Below are 25375 nucleotides of genomic sequence, written 5' to 3'. Positions count from 1 at the left end.
TTGAAACTTTTTTTTCGTCTCCTTTTTCTCAATTTTCCTTCCAGTCTCTCAATGAACTTCCGTGTTTTGCGGGGTGCAAATGTAAAAGCATTTTTCAAATCTCACAAGCTTTTTCTAATCTTTTTTCTGAAAAATTTTTCAGTTTTGATTTCTTTTCCTGCCAGTGTTTCAGTGAACGTCTTTCGTTGTTGCGGGTGCAAAAGTAGAACCTTTATTTACATTTACAAGCCTTTTTTTTATATTTTTTCCATCTTTTTTACATTTATTTCTTAACTTCCTGATAACACAAGTTTTATAATTTAAACTTTTTTAAAATATTATCAGGTTTTTCTGCATATCTTTGCTTTTTCCTTGTTTTATACCCTTTCAACAATACCGTTTTTGAAGAGTTTTTAAGTTTGAGTCTTTTTTGACTGGTTTTACCGCAAAGGAACTAAGACGCAAAGTCTGGTTTTTCTACCGTTTTATTAATCTCGCAGAGCCGCAGAGGCGCTAAGTTTCTATTTTTGGGATTGTTTTTCTTCTGGAAGAGTCCATCCTTCGTGATTTTTATTCTGAAAACTCATGCCATAGCCCCGATAGAGTGGAAATCCTTTTGTGTCTCGTTTCTTTAACGAGACACAAAAGATTGGAACGGATAGCGGGAAATAGCTCCATCAAAACAAACTTCAATTCTTAAATTCCAAATTCCAAACTAAAAGGCTTCGACTTCGCTCAGCCCGGACATGACTATATACAATAGATATAACGTTGCGCATAAGACGCACTGCTGTGCGTCTCTACAGAAAATTGGGACTTAAGTATAATTATACATATAATATGTATATAAACAAACCCGACAGGTTTTGAAAAATGTCGGGTTGTGAGATTATCTTGTTTTAATAAATCAATCAAAGCGAATTGCTTTTACGGGAGAGATTTTTGTTATTATATAGGACGGGATTAATAATACTAAAAAGCATACTGTTATGGTTAGTAAATTCAACAGGACTATATAACCCCAATTTAAATATACGGGAGCTTGGTTAACATAGTAGTTTTCGGGATTTAGATGAATGATTCCGAATTGCTGTTGAATTAACAGCAGCGTAATTCCAATTAAGTTACCCCAAAACAACCCACGAACGATTAGGTAGAATGCATTATATAGAAAAACTTTGCGTACTGTCCAGTTATTTGCTCCTAATGCTTTTAGAATTCCAATCATTTGTGTTCGTTCTAAAATAAGAACTAATAATGCTACTACCATATTAATTGTAGCAACGAGAATCATTATGGCAAGGATTACAATTATATTGAAATCAAAAAGCTGAAGCCAGTCAAAAATATAGCTGTACTTTTCGGTAATTGTTTTTGTATCGAGATTTGAAGAGATTTGTTCGTAAATCTGGTTTCCTGTTTCTTTAATCGTTGTAAAGTCTTTTACAAAAACTTCAAAAGCTCCAACTTGATCTGGAGTCCATTTGTTGATTCGTTGAATATGGCGAATATCTCCTATTATATATGTAGCGTCAAAATCCTGGAATCCTGAACTAAAAATTCCTGTGATTTTAAATCGGCGGCTGTTGGGCAGTTTTCCTTGTTCTTCTTTTATAAAGAAGGTGTTGAAACTGTCTCCTAATTTTAAATTCAATCGATCTGCAAGAAATCTTGAGATAATAACTTCTTCAGTTAGTGTTTTTGAAAAATCGGGTAATTTACCTTCTACTAAATACTCTTTTATATTATTCCAATTATAATCTGCTCCTACTCCTTTAAAAACAATTCCTTCAAAGGCATTTTCTGTTCTAATTATTCCGGCTTTGCTTGCTACTGCCTGAATATGGCTAACTTCTGGAACTGATTTGAAATTTGGATAAAAATCTTGTTTTTTTGAAATTGGAGTTAAGGTTATCTCTGAATTATTATTGTCGTAATTTGAAATAATGATCTGGCCGTTGAAAGCTGAAACTTTTTCGCGTATTTTTTGCTGCAACCCAATTCCGGTTGCTACAGAAACCATCATCATAATAATACCAATTGCAATTGCAGAAATAGCAATTTTAATAATTGGCGCCGATATACTGCTTTTGTAATCTTTTGCAGTGATGAGTCTTTTTGCTATAAAGTATTCTAGATTCAATTTAGGGTTCTGTTATGATTTATATTTCTTATCCTATTTCAGGTTATTCAAAAATACATTTAAAAAGCGAAATGTATAATCTTAAAGTAACAATGCTATTTTAATTCTTAAAGTGGTAATTTCTTTTTCATTTCTTCTACTATATTATAAGCTGCGGGACAGATTGCAACATTTTTTAAAGTCAGATCAGCAATTTGATGGAACTTTTTACGATCTGTATGCGGAAATTCCCGGCAGGCTTTCGGCCTTACATCGTAAATCATACAATAATTCTCGCTATCCAGAAATGTACAAGGAACGCTTTTCAACACATAATCTTTGTCTTCATCAATACGAAGATACTGGTCGATAAATTGTTGTGGTTTTTGTCTGAAAGATTTTGATATTCTTTCAATATCTGCCAAAGTAAACAGAGGCCCAGTTGTTTTACAGCAATTGGCACATTGTAAACAATCCGTTTTTTTAAATTCGGCATCATGCAAGTCCTGCATAACGTAATCTAAATTCTTTGGCTGTTTCTTTTTCAGCTTATCAAAATACTTTTTGTTTTCGATATGCTTATCTTTGGCTAACTTATTTAAGTTATTTAAAATCTGTTTCAAGTTTAATATTTAAAGTTGAGCTGCAAAATTAAACAACTTTAAACTTGAAACCTTAAACTTTGAACTAAATTAATGAAAGATCTTTTTGGGAAAGCGATTTACGATTTCCAGACTAATAATTCGCCCGAAGATATTATTACCGAAACTTCGATTTCTGAAGAAGATGAAATGAGTGTTGAATATTTATTCCGCTCTTATGATGAAATGCCAAAAATTGAACAAAAGGCTTTACAACTTACAACGGGAAAAACTTTAGACGTAGGATGCGGAGCCGGAAGCCACAGTTTGTCTTTACAAAATGACCGAAATTTAGATGTTACTTCAATTGATATTTCTGAAAAAGCGATTGAAACTTGTAAACTTCGCGGATTAAAAAATGCCAAAGTTGAAAATATATTAGATTTTGAAGGTGAAAAATTTGATACGATTATTTTACTGATGAACGGAACTGGTATTTTTGGGAAATTAGAAAATTGCAATACGTATTTATCAAAACTAAAATCGCTTTTGAATTTAGGCGGGCAAATTTTAATTGACAGTTCTGATATCATTTATATGTTTGACGAAGATGAAGATGGCGGAAAATGGATTCCGTCTGAAACAGAGTATTATGGCGATCTTACTTTTACTATATCGTATAAAGGAGAAAAAGAAGATACTTTTGACTGGTTATATCTCGATTATAATACACTGCAGAATGCTGCAATTGCAAATGGATTAAAATGTGAATTAGTTACGGAAGGTGATCATTATGATTATCTGGCCCGACTTTCAATATAAATATCTTTTAATCATGGAAAATTTAGATTTAGAAAAATTAAAATACCCTATAGGAAAATTTGAAGTTCCTAAAGAATTCACCTCTAAATACATTTTAGATAGGATTGAAGAGATTTCGACTTTTCCAGAAAGGTTAAAAAAGGAAGTTACCCCTCTTAATGACGAACAATTAGACACTCAGTATCGACCTGAAGGCTGGACTGTTCGACAAGTAATTCATCATTGCGCCGAAAGTCACATGAATTGTTACATTAGATTAAAGTGGGCTTTAACTGAGAACAATCCAATTATAAAACCTTATGATGAAAAATTGTGGTCTGAAATGCCTGATAATTTAACGATGCCAATCGCTCCGACACTAAATTTATTAGAAGGATTGCATTTTAGATTAGCATATATAATGAAAAACTTATCGCAAGTTGATTTAGAAAAGTCATTTATTCATCCCGAAAATAATTCTGAGTATCTAATTCAACAAATTATTGGTATGTATGCCTGGCACGGAAATCATCATTTAGCACAGATTGTCAATTTAAAAAATCAGAAAAACTGGAAATAATAAAATGTTTCTTTTTTATACAGTGTGTATTTATTACATAAAAAAAACCTCTTCTAAATTAGAAGAGGTTTTTTTTTATGATTTAAGGTATATTTAAATACTTGTGTGTTTGAAGTGAAACTCTCCATTTTGGATTATTCATTACATAGTCAACAATCAGCGGAGTCATTTCTTCTTTTTTACTCCACTCTGGCTGAAGAAACAAAATAGCATCATCATTAACTAATTCTGCTTGTTCTTCTGCAAAGATAAAATCGTGTTTATTATAAATAATTACTTTTAATTCATGCGCGTTAGCATAAACATCTGGTGTTGGAAGTTTGTTTTTCTTTGGCGAAAGACAAATCCAGTCCCAAGTTCCAGATAATGGATAAGCTCCGGAAGTTTCGATATGAACTTTTAAGTTTTTATTTTTTAATTGCTGCGTCAATAGCGTCATGTCCCATGTAAGTGGTTCACCGCCGGTAACCACAACTGTATTGGCATAACTTGAAGCATTATTTACAATTACATCGATATTTGTTGGCGGATGCAGTTCTGCATTCCAGCTCTCTTTCACATCACACCAGTGACACCCAACATCACAACCTCCAATTCTAATGAAGTAAGCAGCGGTTCCGGTATGATATCCTTCACCCTGAATGGTATAAAATTCTTCCATCAAAGGCAGCATGGCTCCTTTGTTTACTTCTAATTGTATTTCTTTTGGTAACATTATTTTAATTTAATGTGCAAAGATAGTCAATTAATTACGGAACAAAAAAACCGATAGTTCAAAGCGAACTATCGGTTTTAATAAATTAGTTTAAAACTATATTATTTTAAAGCTTTCACAGATTGTGAAGCGTATGCATTTGCCGGATCTAAAACTAAAGTTTTATTGAAATATTCAATTGCTTTTGCTTTATCAGTGTTTGCATAACTTGCTCCGATACTGTTGTAAGCTTCTACGATTTTTTTAACTGTAGCTGGTTTAGCTAATTCTTCAGCACCTTTTGCTGTTGTTTTAGCAACGTACTCTTCGTAGTTTTTGATAATTAAATCATCTTTCTCTAACAAGTTGTTGATTCTTCCTTTGTATAAGTAAGCTTCATCATAAGTTGGAGATGCAACTAAGATTCTGTCAAAAGCAGCATCTGCTTTAGCTAACTGAGCAGCATCGGCAACAGCTCCGCCAGTTTTATTAGCATTTGCGTAGTAAACAGAAATACCGTAGTAAACGTTATCATCTAAGTAATTCTTAGAGTCTTTATTGTTTGCACCGAATTCAAAGATAGAAGCAGCCTGAGCAAATTGTTTTTTACCAAATAAAGCTTTTCCTAAATCATTAAGTTCTTCAACTACTAATGGTTCTAATTCGATTGCTTTTTTGATATCTGCAAGACCAGCGTCAAATGAAGCCTGATCTACAGCACCTTCTGCATTTGTTCCTTTTTTAATTTTAGACAAACCTAAGTATAAATAATCTCTGCCAATTACTTTATTTGTTGGAGTTTTGATATAATCTTCGATAGATTTGATAGCTACATCAACATTTCCGTTTTCATAAGCAGCATAACCTAAATATCTAAAGATTCTAGGGTTTACTTTATCTTCAGCAATCATTTTGTTTGCTACAGTTTCTAAACTCTTGTAATCTTTTACCAAGATCAAGAAATCTGCGTGACGCATTTTAGAATCTAAAGAGTAATCTGTTAAGCTTAGATATTTTTCGTAGTTAGTAATTGCGTTTTGCAAATTAACTTTAGCTGTAGAAGGTTTGTTTCTTCCCCATTTGTAATATGTTTCAGCTAATTCTCTGTAAACTGGACCATAATTTGGGTTCAAAGCGATAACTTCATTGAAAGATTTAATAGCTTCATCGTAAGATTTTGCTCCTTTCAATAAAACACCTAATTGCATTTTTGCTCTTAAAAGAGTTGGGTCTGCTGTAAAAGCATCACGATAAGCTTTGTAAGCATCATTTTGATTGTTAGCTCCATAATATGCATCTCCGATAGCCAAAAGTGCACTTGCATTTTGCGGTTCGATTAATAAAGCTTTTTTCAAACTTGCAACTGCATTTGTATAATCTGGATTTACAGAGTTCATGTAAGCTTTACCAATGTAAATGAATTCATCTACGTCTTTACGCTTAATATCTTTTGTTGCCAAAGCAAAGTTAGCTTGTGCACTAGCAGCGTTTTTATTATCAAGATCGATTTGACCTAAACCAATATAGTTTAAGTTTTTCTTATCTGATGCTTCAATTCCGTTTAAGTAATATATTTTAGCAGAATCAACAACACTTTGATTTAAGTAAATATTACCTAAAACAAAATTAGCTTCACCATCTGAAGGTTTCGCTTTGATGATTGATTTAAGTAATGATTTTGCTTTTTGAAACTGTTCAGCATCGATTGCCTTTTTTGCTTCTTTAATATCTTGCGCATTTGCAACAGAAGCTGTAGCAATCATAGCAAGACTAAAAATTTTAAATTTATTCATCTTTATAGTAATTAATTTATTCTTTATCGTTTATAATTTGACTTCTAATATTGAATTTCCTGCCTGGAGTCTTTACAGGCATTAACCCAGATTTCAAAACTATTCTTTGACCAATCTCACCAGCCATGAAAGAGGCAAGTCCCATTCCTAGTCCAGAATAACCCTGACAGTTTATAATAAACAAATCACGTGCCAAAGGATATTTGTTTAATGCTATGTTAGTTTGACTAGGGCTGTAATATTCATTATCATTTAACCCCTTAACACTTAAAACATCAATTTTCTTTATTGTCTCAACCATGTCCGGTGACGGCTGTGACAGCCAATTCACTCCAACAACACCAATCATTTCATCATTTTCTGAAACAAATTTAATAACTTCATCATTTGTTTTGAAAGAAAAAACACCTGCAGAAGGAAAATCTTTTACTTTTGCCAGTTCTTTCATATAGCGTACTGTGCTGGAATTTGGATTGTCAAAAACAATTCCTTTTATCTTAGAATCACCTTTACCCTGTAAAAAATCAATTACAGTTTTCAACGCAATTAATGTATCATTATTGTTCTTTTTTGCAATTAAGGCAATTCCATCAACTGCAAAAGGTGTAACTCTAGGTTTAATTTTACTTTTTTCGAATCTTCCTAATTCTTCATTAGTCAATTTTCTAGCTGTTACAACAACTTTAGCTTTCTTATTTAACAGGTCGTTAATAAGCTCCACTTCTGACTTTGGCTTAACCGTAATCTTAGCATCGTAATATGTCCCTTCAAAAACAGCAACCTGATCATCTACAATTTGCTTTATAGTTTCATCAACAGTAACATCAACTGATCCTTTTAAAATTGTTTCGTTTTCAGATTCATTTTTGCTTTTTTGGTTGCACATAACAAACAAAAAAACAAAAAGAACCAAACCAACAACTTTACTATATTTTAACATAATTACTCTGTATTAGAATTTATCAATCGCAGAAAACGTATTGCAGAATATACAATAAGTAATCCACCAAAAGCATATCTGTATTTAGGCTCCATATTTAAAGGAAGTTTTTCCCAAAACATAATCATTAAACCCAGCACAAGATATATTAAAAAAAACAGTATTCCTAAAACAAGAAGAAATCGCTCTTTGAGCGATTTCTTCTGAATATTATTAAGCATATCTTTTAACATTATTCTGCAGATTGAATAGTAATAGGTAAAGAGTAAAGAACCCTAACTTTTTTACCATTTTGCTCGCCGGGAGTCCATTTTGGACATTTTTTAAGAACACGAATTGCTTCTGCTCCTGTACCGTAACCGATATCCCTTAAAACTTTAATGTCGGTTAATGAACCGTCTTTTTCAACTACAAAAGTAACGTAAACTTTACCTTTTAGACCTTCTTCTTCCGGAGTCTTGTAATTATTTCCTACGAATTTGTAGAATTTATCCATCCCTCCAGGGAAATCAGGTTTTACTTCGATACCAGCTGTGTTGTATACACTGTTATCTTCTTCTACGACTTGAGAAACCGGTCCTGTACCTACTGGCTCGTCAACAGTTAAAACTGCATCCGGATCACCTTTGATAGTTTCATTACCTACTTTCTTGTCTTTCAAATCCTCAATTTTTGGAGGATCTTCAGTAACTTCTTCTGCTTTAGCAACAACCGGTTTTGTAAATTTCACCTGATCCACTTTTGGTGGCGGCGGTGGTGGTGGTGGTTGATTAGGCTTTACTTCCTCTTTTTTAGGAGGTAATTTCACTGTAGCAATCTTAACATTGTTATCTACTTCTTCTTCACCAGAATCTGGTAAAAAACTAGCAATAAGAGGCGCTGCAACAGCAAAGCTAAAAATTATCGAACCTATGATAAGCGCTTTTACCGTAGTTTTGTTGTTCGATTTTCTTAACTCGTATGCACCATATATCTTATTACGTCCTTCGAATACGATATCAAGCCACGTGTTTTTAATTATATCTAATTTCATTTTCTTGATTATTAGGATGTTAAAACAAGCTAACCCTTATTTTTTCTCTATCAGTTTTGTTTCCTCTGGTGTAAACTCGGGAACAATAGCATACGTATCAACTTTAGTAATTGCCATTTCATCCAATATATCTACCAAATTACGGTAATTTGATTTTTTAGTTGGTTTGATAATAACAATAATTCCCTGTTTAGGCTTCCCTTTAGCAGCAGAATATTCTAAAACTGTTTTCTTTCTTTTAAGCAGTTCTCTACGAATCCCATCTTTACCATATGCAATATCTTTAGGTCCACCAATAGGTTTTTCTAACAATCCCATATAATAAGTCAATTTATTATCCGCACCAAGTATTACAGTCATCGTACGATTTTCATCTACTTTCGTGTCCACTGTTTTAGTCGTATCATCATCTTTATTTGGCAAAGACAAATCCATCGATTGAGGTTTTGACAACGATGTGGTTAACATAAAGAATGTGATCAATAAGAATGCCAAATCCACCATAGCCGTTAAATCGACTTTCGAGTTTTGCTTTTTACTTCTTACCTTGCCACCTTTTCCGCCACCACCGTCGCCGGTATTTAATTCAGCCATTTTAGTGTATCTTTTTTAATTAAAAGTCTTTTCCTCTCGTACCTGTAACTAAGTTAAAGGAATTGATTTTCTGATCTTGTAAAATATCCATAATTTTTTTAATTTTTGGATATTCTTCTTTAGCATCTCCTTTAATTGCAATCTGCAATTCTTTATCATCTAGATCAATCGCAGCTCTTCTTGAAACTAACAACCATTCTTTTAATTGATTATCTAAAGAATCGATTGGAATTCCAGGTTGATCCGCTTTTACTCTTTCAGCTGAAGTCATACCAATGATTTGTTTTAAACTTGTTACAGGAACACCGAAGTCATCCATTAAAGCAAATTTAGTTTTATCATCTTCTGAAAAAGTCACACCGAATTTTGCCCCCATTCCTTCAAGAGTTCTTTTACGAATCTCTCTTCCTTTTAGGTCAAAAAACACTTTGCTTTTCCCATCTTTATCTTTACCTACTGTAATAATTGCCAAATCAGTATCTGGTAATTTAAATTCAGCAACAGATGCAGGCATATCTACAGGAAGTGCTTCAGGCACCTTAGCAGTAGCGGTCAAAATAAAGAACGTAAGCAAAAGGAACGCAACATCACACATGGCAGTCATATCTGTCGATGTTGACTTTTTTTTCATTTTTATTTTAGCCATTCTCTTTTATTTTATTTTGATATAATTAATTATAATTATTAATATCAAAAATTAATTATTGTTTCAAACTTCCTCTGAATCTTCTGTAAGTATTCACGATTGTAGTACCAGCCTCATCGATAGAGTAAGTTAAATCGTCAATTTTAGCAGTAAAGAAGTTGTAAGAAACGATTGCTAAGATAGAAGTAGAGATACCTGTTGCAGTGTTGATAAGTGCTTCAGAAATACCAGTTGCAAGAGCAGCTTGGTCAGGAGTTCCAGCAGAAGCTAACGCACCAAACGCTTTAATCATACCTGATACAGTTCCTAATAATCCTCCTAAAGTTCCTAATGATACTAAAGTAGAGATAATAGTCATATTTTTTTCTAACATTGGCATTTCTAATGAAGTTGCCTCTTCGATTTCTTTGTGGATTACTTCTGAAGCTTCTTCACTGTTGAAACCTTCTTTTTTAACGTCTTGATATTTAATCAAAGCAGATTTAATTGCGTTTGCAACTGAACCTTGTTGTTTGTCACATGAAGCGATAGCAGCCTCGATGTTTCCTTCTTTAATACTTCCTTGAACGCTTTTCATGAATTTGTCAAGGTTAGATTTTCCAGCAGCTTTACCGATAACAATGAATCTTTCAATTGAAAAAACAACAACCATTAAAAACATACCTAATAATACTGGTACAATAAATCCTCCTTTATAAACTTGTCCTAATGTATTGATTGGATGTCCAGTTTCAGGGTTACCTCCTTCGAAGTTAGACGCATCTCCCATGATTACTTTCCAAATAAACACCCCAACCAAAATACACGCAACAATAATGATTCCTGTAATCATCCCTCCTCCATTTGAAGTGCTTTCTTTTTTAACTTTAACGTTTGCCATTTTTTTAAATTTTAATAGTTTTAAATAATTTTTATTTTTTAGTTATATTTAACTTGTAGGGTAGCAAATTTATACGTTTAGTTTAAATAAAAAAACTTTTTTTAATTTTATTGAAGGAAATTTAACGTCAAATTAAAAAATATCTCATTAATTTGTCGCCATCATTTTTATGATAAAACAAAAAAAAAGGCGATTAATAAAAAAATTACAACGTTTTAGTGAATATTCAAACAATCCATTGAAATCTTCTTAAAAAGCTGCGAATTTATTTTTTATGTTTATTTCAATCAAAAAAAGCATTTTCCTACTAAAAAAAAGATAGTTATTTTGTTAAAAAACCAAACAAAACCCTTATAATCATCTAAATTACAAATAAAAACATGAATAAAAAAGATAATTTCATTCAGGACATAAACAACGGTTATTCTGCTAAGGGCGACTCTATTATTTTGGGTGGTGCAATTTTAGATGGTGAAGCAATTGCTGAGGCTCACGTAAAAATTCCTTTAAAAACATTAAACCGCCATGGTCTTATTGCCGGAGCAACCGGAACTGGAAAAACAAAGACGATTCAGGTTTTTTCTGAGCAGTTATCAAATGCCGGAATTCCTGTTTTAATGATGGATATTAAAGGTGATTTTAGTGGTATTGCAAAAGAAGGAAAAGAGGAAGGCTTTATTACAGAGCGCCACGCTAAAATAAATGTACCTTATAATGTAGCTGCATTTCCGGTTGAATTAATGTCGCTGTCTAAACAAAACGGAGTTCGTCTGCGTGCAACGGTTTCTGAATTTGGCCCGGTTTTATTTTCGAGAATTTTAGATTTAAATGATACGCAAGCCGGAGTTGTTGCTGTTATTTTTAAATATTGTGATGACAAGCAAATGCCTTTGTTAGATTTAAAAGATATCAAAAAGGTTATCAATTATATTACCGAAGAAGGCAAAGAAGAAATCGCAGCCAGTTATGGCAAAATTTCAACTGCTACAACCGGAACGATTCTTAGAAAAATCATTGAACTGGAGCAGCAAGGCGGAGATTTGTTTTTTGGTGAATTGTCTTTTGAAACGGATGATTTAATGCGAATTGACGAAAACGGAAAAGGTTATGTAAATATCATCCGCTTGACGGATATTCAGGATAAACCAAAATTATTCTCCACTTTTATGTTAAGTCTTTTAGCAGAGATTTATCAAAAAATGCCGGAAAAAGGAGATGCAGAACAACCTGAACTGGTAATCTTTATAGACGAAGCGCATTTAATTTTTAATGAAGCCAGCAAAGCTTTATTAGAGCAAATTGAAACGATTGTAAAATTGATACGTTCAAAAGGTGTCGGAGTTTATTTTGTTACTCAAAATCCAATGGATGTTCCGAGTGGAGTTTTGGCACAATTAGGATTAAAAATTCAGCATGCACTTAGAGCTTTTACAGCAAATGATCGTCAGGCGATTAAAAAAACTGCAGATAACTACCCAACTTCTGAATATTATAAAACCGATGAATTGCTGACAAGTTTAGGAATTGGAGAGGCTTTGGTAACGGCTCTAAACGAAAAAGGAGTTCCAACGCCGCTTGTGGCTACAATGATGCGTGCGCCGCAAAGTAGAATGGATATTTTATCGGCTTCAGAAATTGATGAAATAAACGGAAAATCGAAACTGGTTAAAAAATACGCTGAGGAAATTGACCGCGAAAGTGCTTTCGAAATCTTAACTAAAAAAATAGCTGATGCTAATGAAGTTGCTGCTCAACAAGAAGAACAAGCTCCAACAAAATCTTCAAAATCAGAACCAAGCACTACAGAGGTTGTTACAAAATCTGTACTGAAAGTGGTAACAAGCGCTACTTTTATAAGAGGTGTTTTTGGCGTTTTATCAAAATTCTTAAAAAAGTAAAAAAGTATTAAACCATATAAGTTATATAAGTTCATTTAATTTATATGTCGAATTACAGTAAGTATCTAAATATCAAACCCGACAGATTTTAAGAATCTGTCGGGTTTAATTTTTATGCGTAAGGCATTTTATATTAACTTATATCACTTATATGGTTTAAAAAAATTATGCTTTTTGCAGTAAATCCAGGATTTTATTTTCTACTTCTGCTGAGTTCCAGATATTTTCTATGTTGTCTAGTTTTAAAACTTCTTCCATAATTCCGTTTTGGAAATCTCCAATTGCCAAAGCTTCGGCATATGGGCGATCACTAAAAGTAACGCGGCTGTAGAGCGGTATCCATTTATCCGGATGTTTATCTGAAAAAACTTTTTCTATTTTCTTTTGTAATAAGAATTTTTCATCTGCCGTTTTGGTACTCATTTCCATGAAATTTCGGTACGAAAGTTCCGCAATTGCGTCGGCATTTGGTTTGCGTGAAATTTGATATTCAGCGAAAATCTTTTTCCAGTCGTTTCCAAATTTCTCAATCATTCCGTTCAGAACCGTAATATCTTCAAAACCGGCATTCATTCCTTGTCCGTAAAACGGAACAATAGCATGGCAGGCATCTCCAATTAAAGCAATTTTATCTTCGTAAGTCCACGGAAAACATTTCATGGTTACCAAAGTACTTGTTGGATTTTTAAAGAAATCATTTGCCAGTTCCGGAATCACTTCAATCGAATCCGGGAAATTTTTCTCAAAGAAATCTTCTACCATTTTACGATCTGTAAGCGACTCAAAAGAATTAGCGCCTTCAAAAGGCATAAATAATGTGCAGGTAAAACTTCCGTCAAGATTAGGAAGCGCAATTAACATGTACTCGCCTCTTGGCCAAATATGAAAAGAATTTTTATCTAATTTATGTGTTCCGTCAGCATTTGCCGGAATATTTAATTCTTTGTAACCCATATTTAAAAATTCCTGCGAATAATTAAACATGCTCTGACGCTGCATTCTGTGGCGGATTCTCGAAAAAGCTCCATCGGCACCAAAAACCATATCGTATTTTCGTTCTTCCCACTCACCTCTTTCACTTTCGCCAATGTGCAAAGTTGCATCACTCAGCGTTACATCCCAGATTTTTTGTTCAAAATGAAATTCGGCTCCTGCATTTTCGGCTAAATCAATCATTTTACGGTTTAGCTTTCCTCTGGAAATTGAATAAATCGATTCGCCTTCCTGTCCATAATTCTGAAAATTGAGTTTATCGACTAAATGGATGGCACGCTTATCCATAGGAATTGCAATTTCCCGAACCGCATCTCCAATTCCAACGCCGTCTAGTGCTTTCCAACCACGATTAGACATTGCAAGGTTAATAGAACGGCCGGAAAAATTTATTTTTCGAATATCAGGGCTGCGATCATAAACATGAACTGTGTGACCTGCTTTTTTAAGATAAATTGCCAACAGCGATCCTACAAGTCCAGAACCTACAACAGCAATTTTTAGAGAAGTTTGCATCGGGGAAAATCTAATATATAAGATCGTAAAAATAAGTAATAATTGTACATAAGCTTTAAAATACAACAAATATTTAACCTTAAATACCAATATTTAGCTGGGCATCTACAACCATTTTCATAACAAATTCCTGTTTTATTAGATTTATTTAGATTTTCTAAAGAAGTAATTTCGTTTAAAGAAAAATCTTAAATGAGGAAAAAATCTCGCAAAGTCGCGAAGACGCAAAGTTTTTTAAAACAATAATAAGCTAATGTTTGTCATTTCGACGAAGGAGAAATCTCCACGAGTAACTCTACAACGAGAATCTAATCTTTGTCGAGCTTCATGCGGAGATTTCTCCTTCGTCGAAATGACATAAAATGAAAAAAAACTTTGCGTCTTCGCGACTTTGTGAGAAACCCTCTCCAGCATTTAAAAAACTTAATTCAAAAAGACATTAATAAACCAACCACAATGAACAGCGAAATTTTACAATCCGAAATCATTTTAGAAAATGAAAAAGTATTATTGATTCCATTTGAGAATGAAAGAAACATCGAGCTCAAAGAAATTATTTTTGATGACGAAATCTGGAAATATATGGGAATGTATGTTCGCAACGATCAGGATTTCGAAAATTACATTCAAAGCACCTTAAAACAAAAAGCAGACGGAATTTGTTATCCATTTCTAATTATAGACAAAGCTTCAAATAGAGTGGCCGGAAGTACCCGTTATGGCTATTTAAATCATGCGAGCCAAAAATGTGAAATTGGCTGGACTTGGTACGGGAAAGATTTTCAGGGAACTGGTTTAAACAAAGCCTGTAAATATGAATTATTGAAATTTGGCTTCGAAAATATTCAATTTAAAAGAATACAATTCAGCGCTGATCTTGAAAATTTAAGATCACAAAGAGCTATTGAAAACTTGGGAGCTTTAAAAGAAGGTTTATTTAGAAATAATTATATCGATTCTGAAGGAAACAGTAAAGACGATGTTTATTATAGCATAATATTAGAGGAATGGCAGCATACTAAGCGAGATTATTTTGGAGAGTTCAATTAGAAAATTATTAATTTAGCTTCGAATTAAAATTACAAACCAAAGACCAAACATGGAAAATATTAGTCTTGCAATTTCTTTATTTGGATTTGCTTTAGTTTGGTTTATCACTCTTATTTATCCTCCGGCTCATGTAATACTGCGAAAGAAAAAAAATTATAATCGGCTTTTTTACTTTTCAATTCTATCAGTACTACTTTCAATACTTGTTTACAATAATGAAATGCCTCAAAACAGAAAAGAAACATCTTTTTTAGCCTTATATCTTCTATTCTTTTTGTTGATGTATAGATACTTTGACAATTATATTTTAAAAAGAAATAATCGTAATTTATATTTTAAAATCAAATACAATTCTGTTTGGAACAATGAAGAATCTGATGAAGCAACTTCAATTGAAGAATGGTTTCAATTTTCATTAACTATTTTACCTATCATATTATGTTATGCATTAAAGTATTTAGTTTTAGATCTATTAATAAATATTACTTTTAAATAAAATCTGGCCAAAAAATGAACCTCTACTCAGAACATTACGTAACTCCAAAAGCTGAAAGGTTCGTCAATAAAATTTGGTGTTTAGACAACAGCATCGGCGAAAGCCTGATTGAAAATAAACTCGTTTTACCAAACGGCTGTTTTAATCTTGCCATTGTAACTGGGAATGCTATAGAAGTTCATACGAGTAAAAATAAATACGAAATGAACGAAGGTGTTTACTTTTGTTCGCAAATGACCAATAAAGTTTTGGTGAATATTCAGCCGAAAACCAAAGTTACTATAATACAGCTTCATACATGGACGCTTTCAATGTTTCCGAAATATGATTTAAGTAATTTTACAGATTCTATTCTTAAAATTAATCCTAAAGAATTGCCTTTTAAAGTTCAAACTGATGCCGAAATTGAAACTTTATTGAACACCATAAATACTTATTTTGAGGAATTGTCTGATTTACATTCAGATAAAAATATAATCGAAAAAATCTGCGAAATCATTAAAAATCAGGAAGAAATTTCGGTTTCAGAAATTAGTTCTGATTTAAAATCATCACAACGATTGCTGCAAATTAAATTTAAAACAGCAACCGGACTTACGATTAAAAAATACATTCAGATTTTGAAGTTCAGGAAATCGGTTGATCAAATGGTAAATTCTGATTTAGAAAAACTAAAACTAACCGATGTTGCATTGTACAACAAATATTTTGATCAATCGCATTTTATAAAAAAGTTTAAAGATGTAACGAAAACAACGCCCAAGATGTTTGATCCCAATTCCTATTTTCTTTCGCAAAAAAGGTAAGTTTTCGCTTTTATACTATTTTTCATATTTTGATTGATGTAATATTGCAAATCATTAATCATCAATCAATCACAATGAAAATCAATCACACTTTTTTTCAATTAAAGTTTATTTTAATTGGAATTTTACTTTTTCAGATCCAATTTGGATTTTCTCAGGAAACCGAAAACTCAGCTTTGTACAAAACCATTATGTCAAAAGACAGTCTTCTTTTTAATATTGGTTTCAATACTTGCAACATCAAACAATTTGAAGATTTATTAACTGAAGATTTTGAGTTTTTTCACGACAAAGATAGTATTTCAGACAAAGGTCGATTTTTAAAAACTCTAAAAAACGGATTATGCGGATCGCCGACAACGTATCAATCCCGAAGAGAATTAGTTGACGGAAGCACAGAAATTTATCCGCTTTACAAAAAAGGTGTTTTGTATGGTGCGATACAAATAGGAACGCACCGTTTTTATGAAACTTCGGCGGGAAAGCCGGAACAATTTGGAAGCATAGCAAAATTTACCCACGTTTGGCTTTTAAAAAATAAAGATTGGAAATTAGCTCGATCATTGAGCTACAATCATCAAATGACAAGTTCTGCACCAACGAAATCAAACCTTTTTGATAATGACGATTTAACCGAAAAATGGCTGAAAGAAAACAAAGTACCAGCCCTTGGAATCGGCATTATTACAGATGGGAAACTGAAACAGGTAAAAGTTTTTGGCGAACTAAAAAAAGGTGTTACCGCGCCATATAATACCATTTGGAACGTCGCTTCTTTAACAAAACCTATCACTGCAATTACGACTTTAAAATTAGTGAGTTTAGGAAAATGGGATCTTGACGAGCCGCTTTATAAATACTGGACAGATCCTGATATTGCAAATGATCCAAATTTAAAATTATTGACTACGAGAATTGTTTTAAGTCATCAAACCGGTTTCCCAAACTGGAGATTTTTAAATGAATCTAAAAAACTGGATTTCAAATTCAAACCCGGAACAAAATATCAATATTCTGGTGAAGGTTTTGAATATCTGCGAAAAGCGTTAGAGAAAAAATTCCATAAAACATTAGAACAATTAGCATCAGAATTGGTTTTTGAACCAATAAAAATGAATGATTCGCAACTTGTCTGGAATGACAAAATAGATCTTTCGAGATATGCTATTAACTACGACAACAAGGGAAATGCATATGAACCAACAAAAAACAAAACTGCAAACGCCGCCGACGATTTATTAACGACTATTGAAGATTATGGGAAATTTCTTTGCAGTGTTTTAAACAGCGATGCCTTGAGTAAAAAAGTGTTTGACGATATGAACGCACATCAGGTCACAACTAAAAAAGATAAATATTTTGGTCTTGGTTTTGAGATTTATGATTTCGGAAACGGAGAATATGCTTTATCACACGGCGGTGCAGATCAAGGTGTTCAAACGCTGTTTTTTATACTTCCAAAAACAAAACAAGGTCTTATTATTTTCACCAATGTTGATGACGGCTATAAAGTATACAAAGATTTACTCTTGCATTATCTTGGAGAAAACGGGCAAAAACTAATCGATATTGAAACGAAATAATTCTCCCGAAAATCAATATTCTAAAACTACAGCTATGCCAAAAATGATCAATATATTAGTTCTCTTTATGTTATTTTTAAAAAGAGAAGCTATCGCGCAAACCAATTCAGAGGTTTTAAAAATGGATCTTTTAAAAACTGAAATTATTAAAATGGACAGTTTACTTTTTGATGTTGCATTCAATCAATGTGATGCTGCCCTCTTTAAAAAAATAATTTCAGAAGATGTTGAGTTTTATGATGACCGCTCTGGATTGAACATCTCCCAGGCAAATGAAATCAAATCGTTGATTTCAAAATGCGAGAGCCCGAAAAAATTAACTCGAAAATTAAACTCTTGTACAATTGATAAATTAGGCGATTTTGGAGCTGTACAATTAGGAGAACACACTTTTTATGTTGATGGCGTTCCAAAAGGAACCGGAAAATTTGTTCATATTTGGGAAAGAAATGGTAAAGATTGGAAATTGAAACGAATTGTGAGTTACGAGCATAGACCTTATAAAAACTAACCCCTAGTTAATACTCAAATTCTTTTTTAGTAAATGAATGAAAAAAATCGATGAATGTTGAAACCAAATTGTAATTCAATCGTCTAACATTTTAAGCATCCGAATTTATTCAAGTAAAAAAAATCGTACTTTCGATTTCATTTTTATTGAATATCTAATTGTTAGAAGTTTCAATCATCAATCAAAACGCATCATTCATTAACTAAACCCATAACCAGGATTATGAAAAAATCAATCAAACTCATCGCACTCTGCGCAATACTATCGTTTTTTACAATAACTACTTTTGCGCAGGATAAAGCAAAACAAATCGAAGATCTTTTAGCTAAATACACTGAATACGGACAATTTAACGGATCTGCGTTAGTGGCAGAAAATGGAAAAGTAATCTTTAAAAAAGGTTTTGGCCAAGCTAATATGGAATGGAATATTCCAAATCAACCTGATACTAAATTTAGGTTAGGTTCTATCAGCAAACAATTTACGGCGTTTTTAATTGTAAAACTGGCTGAAGAAGGAAAAGTAAAACTTGATGTTCCAATCACAACTTATTTACCGGATTATCCAAAAGAAAACGGTGATAAAATCACGATTCATCATTTGTTAACGCATACATCCGGAATTCCGAATTATACTTCTGCAACAAACTTCCTTAGAGAAAAAAGCCGTAACCCAAGTACTCCTGAAGAGTTTGTAAAAACGTTTAATAAACTGCCTCTGGATTTTAAGCCAGGCGAAAAATTTAGTTATAGTAACTCAGGTTACTTTTTATTGGGTTATATTATCGAAAAAATTACAGGAAAAACATACGAGCAATATTTACAGGAAACTATCCTTACACCTTTAAATCTGGTAAATACAGGTTTTGACCATAGCGAAGTTATACTTAAAAACAGAGCTGCCGGTTACGAAAAACAAGGCAAAAACTATGTTAACGCTTCTTTTATTGACATGAGTATTCCATATGCTGCAGGATCTTTATACTCAACTGTAGAAGATTTATATCTTTGGGATCAGGCGCTTTATGGCAATAAAATACTTTCAGAAAAATCAATGGAATCTTTATTTAAATCTTACATCTCGTCTGGAAATGAAGGTTACGGATACGGATGGTTTTTATCTGAAGAGAAAATTGGTGGTAAACAATATAAAATTATAGAGCACGGCGGAGGAATTAACGGATTTAACACAATCATTTCCCGCGTGCCTGCTGATAAAAATTTAGTTCTTTTATTGAACAATACCGGCGGAACAGTTTTAGGCGAAATGAATGAAGCTATTCGTAATATTCTATACAACCAGCCATACAATCAGGCAAAAAGATCAATGGCTCTTGAACTTTTAGAAGTTTTTAAAACCAAAGGAACAACCGCTGGCGTAGATACTTATAAGAAATTGAAAAACGATCCAACTTATGGTATTAAGGAAGGCGACATGAATAATGTTGGCTACCAATTATTGCAAACTGGAAAAAAGAAAGAAGCTATAGAAATTTTTAAAATTAATGTAGAAGCTTTCCCAAAATCAGGAAATGTCTATGATAGTTTGGGCGAAGCTTATCTAGCCGATGGAGATAAAAAACTGGCTTTAGCCAATTATTCAAAATCTGTTGAACTTGATCCTTCAAATGAAAATGGAAAAAAGGTAGTAGAAGAACTTTCAAAAAATAAATCAAAATAATTTTTAGAAAATCTCTTAAATCAACTCCGGTAAAATCGATTCAAAATCTTTTTTATCGGAGTTCTTTTTGTTATAACTTGTAACATTCAAACTTGATGATTTATCATAAAAAATATTATTTTAGCCGTACCCAAAACAACTAAAATAACCTATGAAAAATCTAAAAAAGCACGCTTTTCTGGCTTTATTTTTATGCCTTTTAATTCCAACTATTTGTATTTCGCAGACAAATTCTCCATCTGCAAAAATGCCCTCACAGCAAAATAAAATCATAATTGATAAAATCGTCGAAGCGGCTCATTACAAAAATTATGTAATTGATTATTGCCTTTCTAAAATAAACGAAGCTTCGGCAAAAGAAGGCTGGAACGAACAAAAAGCAATGGAAATTACAGAAAGCATCAATTACAAAAACTTTAGAGATGCGATCTACAACCTTTTTGTTGTTTATGACGAAGTTGAACTGGAAACTTTGCTAAAAGCATACGAGAAAGACACTGCCTATCAAACCCAAAATATTATGACGACAAGTAAAGTCCTTACTAATAACCTGAATATTTTTGCTAATGATATTGTGAAAGGGAAGTATATTTCGAAGTAAAAAAGTGGCTAAGTTTCTAAGATACTAAGATTCTGAGTTTTCTTAAAGTCTCAACATCTTTGTCAAAGTTTTAAACTTTGACAAAGATTTCGCAACGCAAAACTTGAAACCTGAAACTTGAAACTTGAAACAAAAACAAACTACTTTTTCGATTTCAAAACCAGTTTAGTAGACGTTTTCATAATCTCCTCTTTATTTAATTTCATTTTTCTGAACTTTCCGGCGTTGTACATTTCTGCCTGATCGCTGTAATGTTTACTGAACGGATTTCCTGATTGTCCCGTTGGCAGAATACTCCAGCTGTTTTCAATATCAGAGAAATCTACAATTCTTCTCGTTGAAGGTCCGCCTTTTACATAATACTTTCCTTCATTGGTTAAACCAAAGAATAAATTATTGATTACTTCATTTGATCCCGGCGAAGCAAAAGGTCCTACATTAAATAAACCACGAAGTGCAGCAACTTTTCCTAACGGATGTTGGTGCTCAACAGTGTGAACTTCTCCCCATTTCCAATCAGCAATTGTGTTTCCTAATTGTTTTTGAAGATCAGAAATCGCTTCATGAAAAGATTTTGAAACAATATCCTTTCTGGTTTCTTTTACATTTTTGGTTTTTATATTATCCCACCAAACCGAGTTTTCATTTTTAACCTGATTGGCAATAACTTGTTTCCCAACAGAAATTCCCAAAAACATATTAAAATTGTCCTCGCCCATTTCGTCTTCAAAAGTATTCTTCAAATAAAGATAAACCCATTTATTGTAAATCGTTGGCGCAACATCTTCCAGGTTTGTAGTTCCCTTCCAGGATTTTAAAACTTTTATGGCTTCTTTTTCTGATGCCGAAATAGAAGTAAGATCAATATTCGAAATTAGGTTTTGAACCGTTCCAACTGCAACTTCCGATGTATTATCGTAAATCATTTTACTGATCGCTTCTTTATCCCAATCAGATTTTGCATCCATTAAACCAGAAATTCTTTTCGCACGATCTTCGGGCAGATAATATCCCGGATATAAATAACCGTCAATTGGCTCCGGCTGATTATTGGCTGAATACACATAACCCCATTTCGGGTTTTCAGCCGATGGGTTTTTAGAAAAATCTAAATATTCTACAATATCATCTTTCCCGCTTGAACCGTCTAAAATTAAATGCGTATTTACGCCTTTGTTATGTTTATACAATTTTCCTGTCGCCCACCAACCTACATTTCCTTTAGCATCACCGTACATCACATTCAATCCCGGTGCAGCAATTAAGCTGGCAGCCTTTTTAAAATCGTCTTTGTTTTTAGCATGCGACAAACCATAAGCAGCATCCAGAATTTGAATGGGCTGATGCGTGTAAGTCCACAACATTGCAATTGGATTTTTACGATCCAATCGTTCCAGCAAATCATTCATAATTGGTCCGTGTCGGCTTGACTTAATCGTCAGCACAACATCCGAAGTATCTTTTACTTTAATTGTTTTTTTTCTGATTTCGTAATCCGCAAAACCTGTTGGTGTTTGATATTGATTAGAATCACCATCTTTATTTTTTTCCTGATAAAAATCGATGTCATCATTTTCAAACATTGTTAAACCATAGGCATAATCGCGATTGTGCGCCAATAACGGAAACGGAGTTCCTGCCAGATAACAGCCATATAATTCATGTTTGGGAGTTACAATATGTGCTTCGTACCAAGTTGCCGGCTGCGAAAAACCAATATGCGGATCATTGGCAAAAATCACTTTCCCGCTCTTTGTTTTGTGCGGTCCCGCAACCCAGCTGTTACTTCCGATAAATGGCGGAATTGGCGATTTGTCCAACAAAGCCGTAATTGATTTTGAAACAGCGGTATAATCTTCAATGTTTTCTTTTGAACTTTTGATCTGCGTAGTATTGAATTCACCTTCAATTCCTAAATCTTTCAAATATTCAACACCATATTTATTGCGAATATCGGTCAATAAAGGATCTGTTTTTTGAGCCATTGCAAAGCTAAAAGACATATATCCGAAGATATTATAAACATCTTTTATGGTGAATTTTTCTTTTTTTACTCCAACCAATGTAAACTCAACCGGCGTCGTTCCTTCTTCTAAATATTGATTTATTCCGTCCAGATACGCTTGCGTTAATTTATAACTTTCACTGTTTTTATCTAATTTGGCAATGGCTTTCGCCGAAGCCTCTTCTATACCAATTCCGGCAAAAAACTTATCATTTTTAAGCGCAACAGATCCGAAGATTTCCGATAATTTTCCCGGAGCAATTCTGCGAAGCAATTCCATCTGCCATAATCTTTCCTGTGCGTGAACATACCCAAGCGCCGTCATGGCATCTTTCTCAGAATCGGCATAAATATGAGGAACTCCATATTCATCAAAATATACCGTGGTTTCTTTCTCGAGATTCTTTAATTCTAATTCTCCTTCATACTTGGGTTTTAAATGAAAAATATAAGCACATAAACCTATTCCAAGTACAACAATAAGCAGTACTAAAACCAGCAGAAATTTTTTAAATCTTCTCATATTTTGCAAAAGTATAAACCATGATGTTTGTAAAATGATGTAACCAAAATGAAGAATAATGTAATAGTCATCCTTTTTTAAAGCCTAAATTTATGTATTTAAAATCAATCTTATAAATGTCTATATATAAAAAAATAGTAATCGGTGTAATTTCCCTTTTCCTGCTTGTGATTTTGGCAAATATTGGCCTGAATTACTGGATTAAAAAACAGCTTCCGATTATTATTCACGAGAAAAACAAAACCGTTTATAATATCAATTACGAAAAAATTGAAGTTTCTCTTTTTTCCCGAAATATCTATGCAGAGACATTATTAGTAAGTCCAAAGAATCAGCCGAAAGACAGCAAAAATGGGCTTTTCTCTAAAATTGAATCTATTACAATCAAACATTTTAATATTTGGGATTTGGCTTTCCGCGATATTATTCAGGCCGAAAGTATTATCATCAATAAACCCAGAGTTATTTTATATAAAAAAGGTGAAAAATTGTTGAATAACAGTAAAAGCATAAAAAGCGAAATCTTTGAACCTTTCCGAAAAATTATTGCTGTTTCGAATATTTACTTAAATGACGGAACTGTCGATGTTGTTTCTTTAGATACTCAAAAACCTATTTTCAGTATCAAAAAAATCATTCTGAAATTAGAAGGAATTCTGCTTACAGATGCCACTTTAAAAGAAAAAATTCCGCTGCAGTATAATAGTTACGCCTTAGTTATTGATAGTTTATTTTACAGACCAAGTGCTTTTTATCATATTAACATTGGAAAAATAAGTACCGAAAAAAACTTTTTAAAAATCAATAATTTCTCTAATCTTCCACAATTTAAGCGCCCCGATTTTATTAAGCGTTTAGATAAAGAAAAAGATATTTATACACTTAAATTCGATTCGGCTCAAGTTTCAAAAATGGATTGGGGATTTAAAAATGATCGTTTTTTCTTTAAAGCAAATTCACTTGTAATCAATCATTTTGACGCGAACATTTATCGCGGAAAAATGCCAAAAGATGATTTAAGCAAAAAATATCTGTACAATCATTTATTGCGAAATATAAAATTCCCACTTCAAATTGATACGTTGCAGGTTCTAAAATCAAAATTAGTTTATGAAGAGGAAATTGATTTCTCCAAAGGTCCCGGAGTTTTAAATTTCGACAAATTCAATTTGCAGGCAACAAACCTTCGAAGTGGTTTTGGTGTGAAAAAAACAAACGATGTCAAAATTAAAGTGAAATGTATTTTTATGAAAACTTCACCTCTTAATGTCGATTGGAGTTTTAATGTTCTGGATAAAAATGACGGTTTTCATATTCAGGGCGTGATCTCGAATTTTGATGTTCGTGCGATGGGACAATTCAGCAAACCTTATATGAATGCGTCTTTCACTGGATTTTTTAATAAATACCGATTTAATTTCTACGGAAATGATAATGTTTCAAAAGGAAATGCTTCTTTAGATTATGACGATTTAAAAGTAAAACTATACAAAAAGAAGCATCCTGAAAAAGAAGCCAAACTTAAATCGGCAATTGTTAATTTGCTTGTCAAAAACGATTCAAAAGACAAAGCTAAAACCGCCGATGTTGAAATTGAAAGAATTCAGGAAAAATCATTTTATAACTTTTTATGGAGAAGCATTGCTGAGTCTTTGAAGAAGATTTTGATATAAATGCATCTACGTCAATATATAGCCTGCGGTTGAAACCGCAGGAAAACAATATATTTCCGTAAGGAAATTCCATAACGCATTCTCACAATACGTTCCCCGTGGTTGAAACCACGGGCTATATTGAAAAAATATACGCAAAGAAAACATAGCCTGCGGTTTCAACCGCAGGAACACAATCAATATCCGTAATGATTATCCGTTTTAAAAAGTTGAATGGATTAGTATAGTTTTTTCGCCACGAATTACACGAATTTTCACGAATTAATTTTTAAAATCCTGCGAATAAAAATTAGTGGAAATTCGTGTAATTCGTGGCAGCTAACCCACAAACCTGACAATTATCAGCTTTTAAAAAAATCCTTTTTTCAATATTTGCCTTTATTTTAATCTGAAAACA

General features: G+C 32.8%; 23 protein-coding genes. 11 read left to right on the top strand and 12 right to left on the bottom strand.

Features of this window, described 5'->3' with window-relative positions:
• Positions 1-886 precede the first annotated feature (886 nt).
• Positions 887-2122, bottom strand: a complete 1236-nt coding sequence (locus tag APR43_RS23845; protein WP_053472554.1) for an ABC transporter permease — start codon at positions 2120-2122, stop codon at positions 887-889.
• A 107-nt stretch (positions 2123-2229) separates the two neighbouring features.
• Complete coding sequence (locus APR43_RS23840) at positions 2230-2724, bottom strand: YkgJ family cysteine cluster protein (protein WP_053472553.1); 495 nt, start codon at positions 2722-2724, stop codon at positions 2230-2232.
• Positions 2725-2796: 72 nt separating this feature from the next.
• On the opposite strand from APR43_RS23840, the gene APR43_RS23835 reads away from it, so the two are divergent.
• Together APR43_RS23835 and APR43_RS23830 are read left to right on the top strand one after the other, a co-directional pair.
• Positions 2797-3504: a class I SAM-dependent methyltransferase gene (locus APR43_RS23835; protein ID WP_053472552.1), complete on the top strand. Its 708-nt coding sequence runs from the start codon at positions 2797-2799 to the stop codon at positions 3502-3504.
• Positions 3505-3517: 13 nt separating this feature from the next.
• Positions 3518-4063: a YfiT family bacillithiol transferase gene (locus APR43_RS23830; protein ID WP_053472551.1), complete on the top strand. Its 546-nt coding sequence runs from the start codon at positions 3518-3520 to the stop codon at positions 4061-4063.
• A gap of 82 nt (positions 4064-4145) precedes the next feature.
• Here APR43_RS23830 and APR43_RS23825 read toward each other — a convergent pair whose 3' ends face one another.
• From APR43_RS23825 to APR43_RS23790, 8 genes are all read right to left on the bottom strand, one after another.
• Positions 4146-4778, bottom strand: coding sequence for a 7-carboxy-7-deazaguanine synthase QueE (locus APR43_RS23825; protein WP_053472550.1), 633 nt, complete (start codon positions 4776-4778; stop codon positions 4146-4148).
• Positions 4779-4879: 101 nt separating this feature from the next.
• On the bottom strand, positions 4880-6550 hold the full coding sequence (locus APR43_RS23820; RefSeq protein ID WP_053472549.1) for a tetratricopeptide repeat protein: 1671 nt from the start codon (positions 6548-6550) through the stop codon (positions 4880-4882).
• Positions 6551-6566: 16 nt separating this feature from the next.
• Positions 6567-7490 (bottom strand): PstS family phosphate ABC transporter substrate-binding protein, encoded by a 924-nt coding sequence (locus APR43_RS23815; RefSeq protein ID WP_053472548.1) that lies wholly within the window; start codon positions 7488-7490, stop codon positions 6567-6569.
• 2 nt (positions 7491-7492) lie between these two features.
• The gene (locus tag APR43_RS24720) at positions 7493-7723 is read right to left on the bottom strand and encodes a hypothetical protein (RefSeq protein WP_053472547.1); all 231 of its coding nucleotides are present in this window, start codon (positions 7721-7723) and stop codon (positions 7493-7495) included.
• Positions 7723-8523, bottom strand: coding sequence for an energy transducer TonB (locus APR43_RS23805; RefSeq protein ID WP_053472546.1), 801 nt, complete (start codon positions 8521-8523; stop codon positions 7723-7725). Before APR43_RS23805 ends, APR43_RS24720 begins: the two co-directional genes overlap by 1 nt.
• Before the next feature lie 36 nt (positions 8524-8559).
• Positions 8560-9117: an ExbD/TolR family protein gene (locus APR43_RS23800; RefSeq protein WP_053472545.1), complete on the bottom strand. Its 558-nt coding sequence runs from the start codon at positions 9115-9117 to the stop codon at positions 8560-8562.
• A gap of 19 nt (positions 9118-9136) precedes the next feature.
• Complete coding sequence (locus APR43_RS23795; RefSeq protein WP_053472544.1) at positions 9137-9763, bottom strand: ExbD/TolR family protein; 627 nt, start codon at positions 9761-9763, stop codon at positions 9137-9139.
• 55 nt (positions 9764-9818) lie between these two features.
• A complete protein-coding gene (locus tag APR43_RS23790; RefSeq protein WP_053472543.1) occupies positions 9819-10643 on the bottom strand; it encodes a MotA/TolQ/ExbB proton channel family protein in 825 nt (274 codons plus the stop codon).
• A gap of 380 nt (positions 10644-11023) precedes the next feature.
• Between APR43_RS23790 and APR43_RS23785 the strand changes: the two genes are divergently transcribed.
• Positions 11024-12541: a helicase HerA-like domain-containing protein gene (locus APR43_RS23785; protein WP_053472542.1), complete on the top strand. Its 1518-nt coding sequence runs from the start codon at positions 11024-11026 to the stop codon at positions 12539-12541.
• A gap of 165 nt (positions 12542-12706) precedes the next feature.
• Here APR43_RS23785 and APR43_RS23780 read toward each other — a convergent pair whose 3' ends face one another.
• Positions 12707-14050, bottom strand: coding sequence for an FAD-dependent oxidoreductase (locus tag APR43_RS23780; protein ID WP_053472541.1), 1344 nt, complete (start codon positions 14048-14050; stop codon positions 12707-12709).
• Positions 14051-14506: 456 nt separating this feature from the next.
• Here APR43_RS23780 and APR43_RS23775 point away from each other — a divergent pair, with 456 nt between their 5' ends.
• The 7 genes from APR43_RS23775 to APR43_RS23745 all read left to right on the top strand — a co-directional run bounded on the left by APR43_RS23775 (position 14507) and on the right by APR43_RS23745 (position 20777).
• Positions 14507-15100, top strand: a complete 594-nt coding sequence (locus APR43_RS23775; RefSeq protein WP_053472557.1) for a GNAT family N-acetyltransferase — start codon at positions 14507-14509, stop codon at positions 15098-15100.
• A 49-nt stretch (positions 15101-15149) separates the two neighbouring features.
• Complete coding sequence (locus tag APR43_RS23770; RefSeq protein WP_053472540.1) at positions 15150-15596, top strand: hypothetical protein; 447 nt, start codon at positions 15150-15152, stop codon at positions 15594-15596.
• A gap of 14 nt (positions 15597-15610) precedes the next feature.
• The gene (locus APR43_RS23765) at positions 15611-16402 is read left to right on the top strand and encodes a helix-turn-helix domain-containing protein (protein WP_053472539.1); all 792 of its coding nucleotides are present in this window, start codon (positions 15611-15613) and stop codon (positions 16400-16402) included.
• Positions 16403-16476: 74 nt separating this feature from the next.
• Positions 16477-17985, top strand: coding sequence for a serine hydrolase (locus APR43_RS23760; protein WP_053472538.1), 1509 nt, complete (start codon positions 16477-16479; stop codon positions 17983-17985).
• Positions 17972-18496 carry a nuclear transport factor 2 family protein gene (locus tag APR43_RS23755; protein ID WP_240514992.1) on the top strand — a complete coding sequence of 175 codons (525 nt, stop codon included), beginning with the start codon at positions 17972-17974 and terminating at the stop codon, positions 18494-18496. The genes APR43_RS23760 and APR43_RS23755 overlap by 14 nt, the downstream gene beginning before the upstream one ends.
• A gap of 222 nt (positions 18497-18718) precedes the next feature.
• On the top strand, positions 18719-20176 hold the full coding sequence (locus tag APR43_RS23750; RefSeq protein WP_053472537.1) for a serine hydrolase domain-containing protein: 1458 nt from the start codon (positions 18719-18721) through the stop codon (positions 20174-20176).
• A 151-nt stretch (positions 20177-20327) separates the two neighbouring features.
• Positions 20328-20777 (top strand): hypothetical protein, encoded by a 450-nt coding sequence (locus APR43_RS23745; RefSeq protein WP_053472536.1) that lies wholly within the window; start codon positions 20328-20330, stop codon positions 20775-20777.
• 140 nt (positions 20778-20917) lie between these two features.
• Here the strand turns inward: APR43_RS23745 and APR43_RS23740 are convergent, their stop codons facing one another.
• Entirely contained in the window at positions 20918-23305 is a 2388-nt protein-coding gene (locus tag APR43_RS23740; protein WP_053472535.1) for a penicillin acylase family protein, read from the bottom strand.
• Positions 23306-23421: 116 nt separating this feature from the next.
• On the opposite strand from APR43_RS23740, the gene APR43_RS23735 reads away from it, so the two are divergent.
• The gene (locus APR43_RS23735) at positions 23422-24978 is read left to right on the top strand and encodes a hypothetical protein (RefSeq protein ID WP_053472534.1); all 1557 of its coding nucleotides are present in this window, start codon (positions 23422-23424) and stop codon (positions 24976-24978) included.
• Positions 24979-25375: the final 397 nt, after the last annotated feature.

The organism is Flavobacterium sp. NLM (genome assembly GCF_002210235.1).
GTDB classification, from domain to species: domain Bacteria; phylum Bacteroidota; class Bacteroidia; order Flavobacteriales; family Flavobacteriaceae; genus Flavobacterium; species Flavobacterium panici.
The sequence above is the reverse complement of the archived record's forward strand: the minus strand, read 5'-3'. Positions and strand labels throughout refer to the sequence as shown.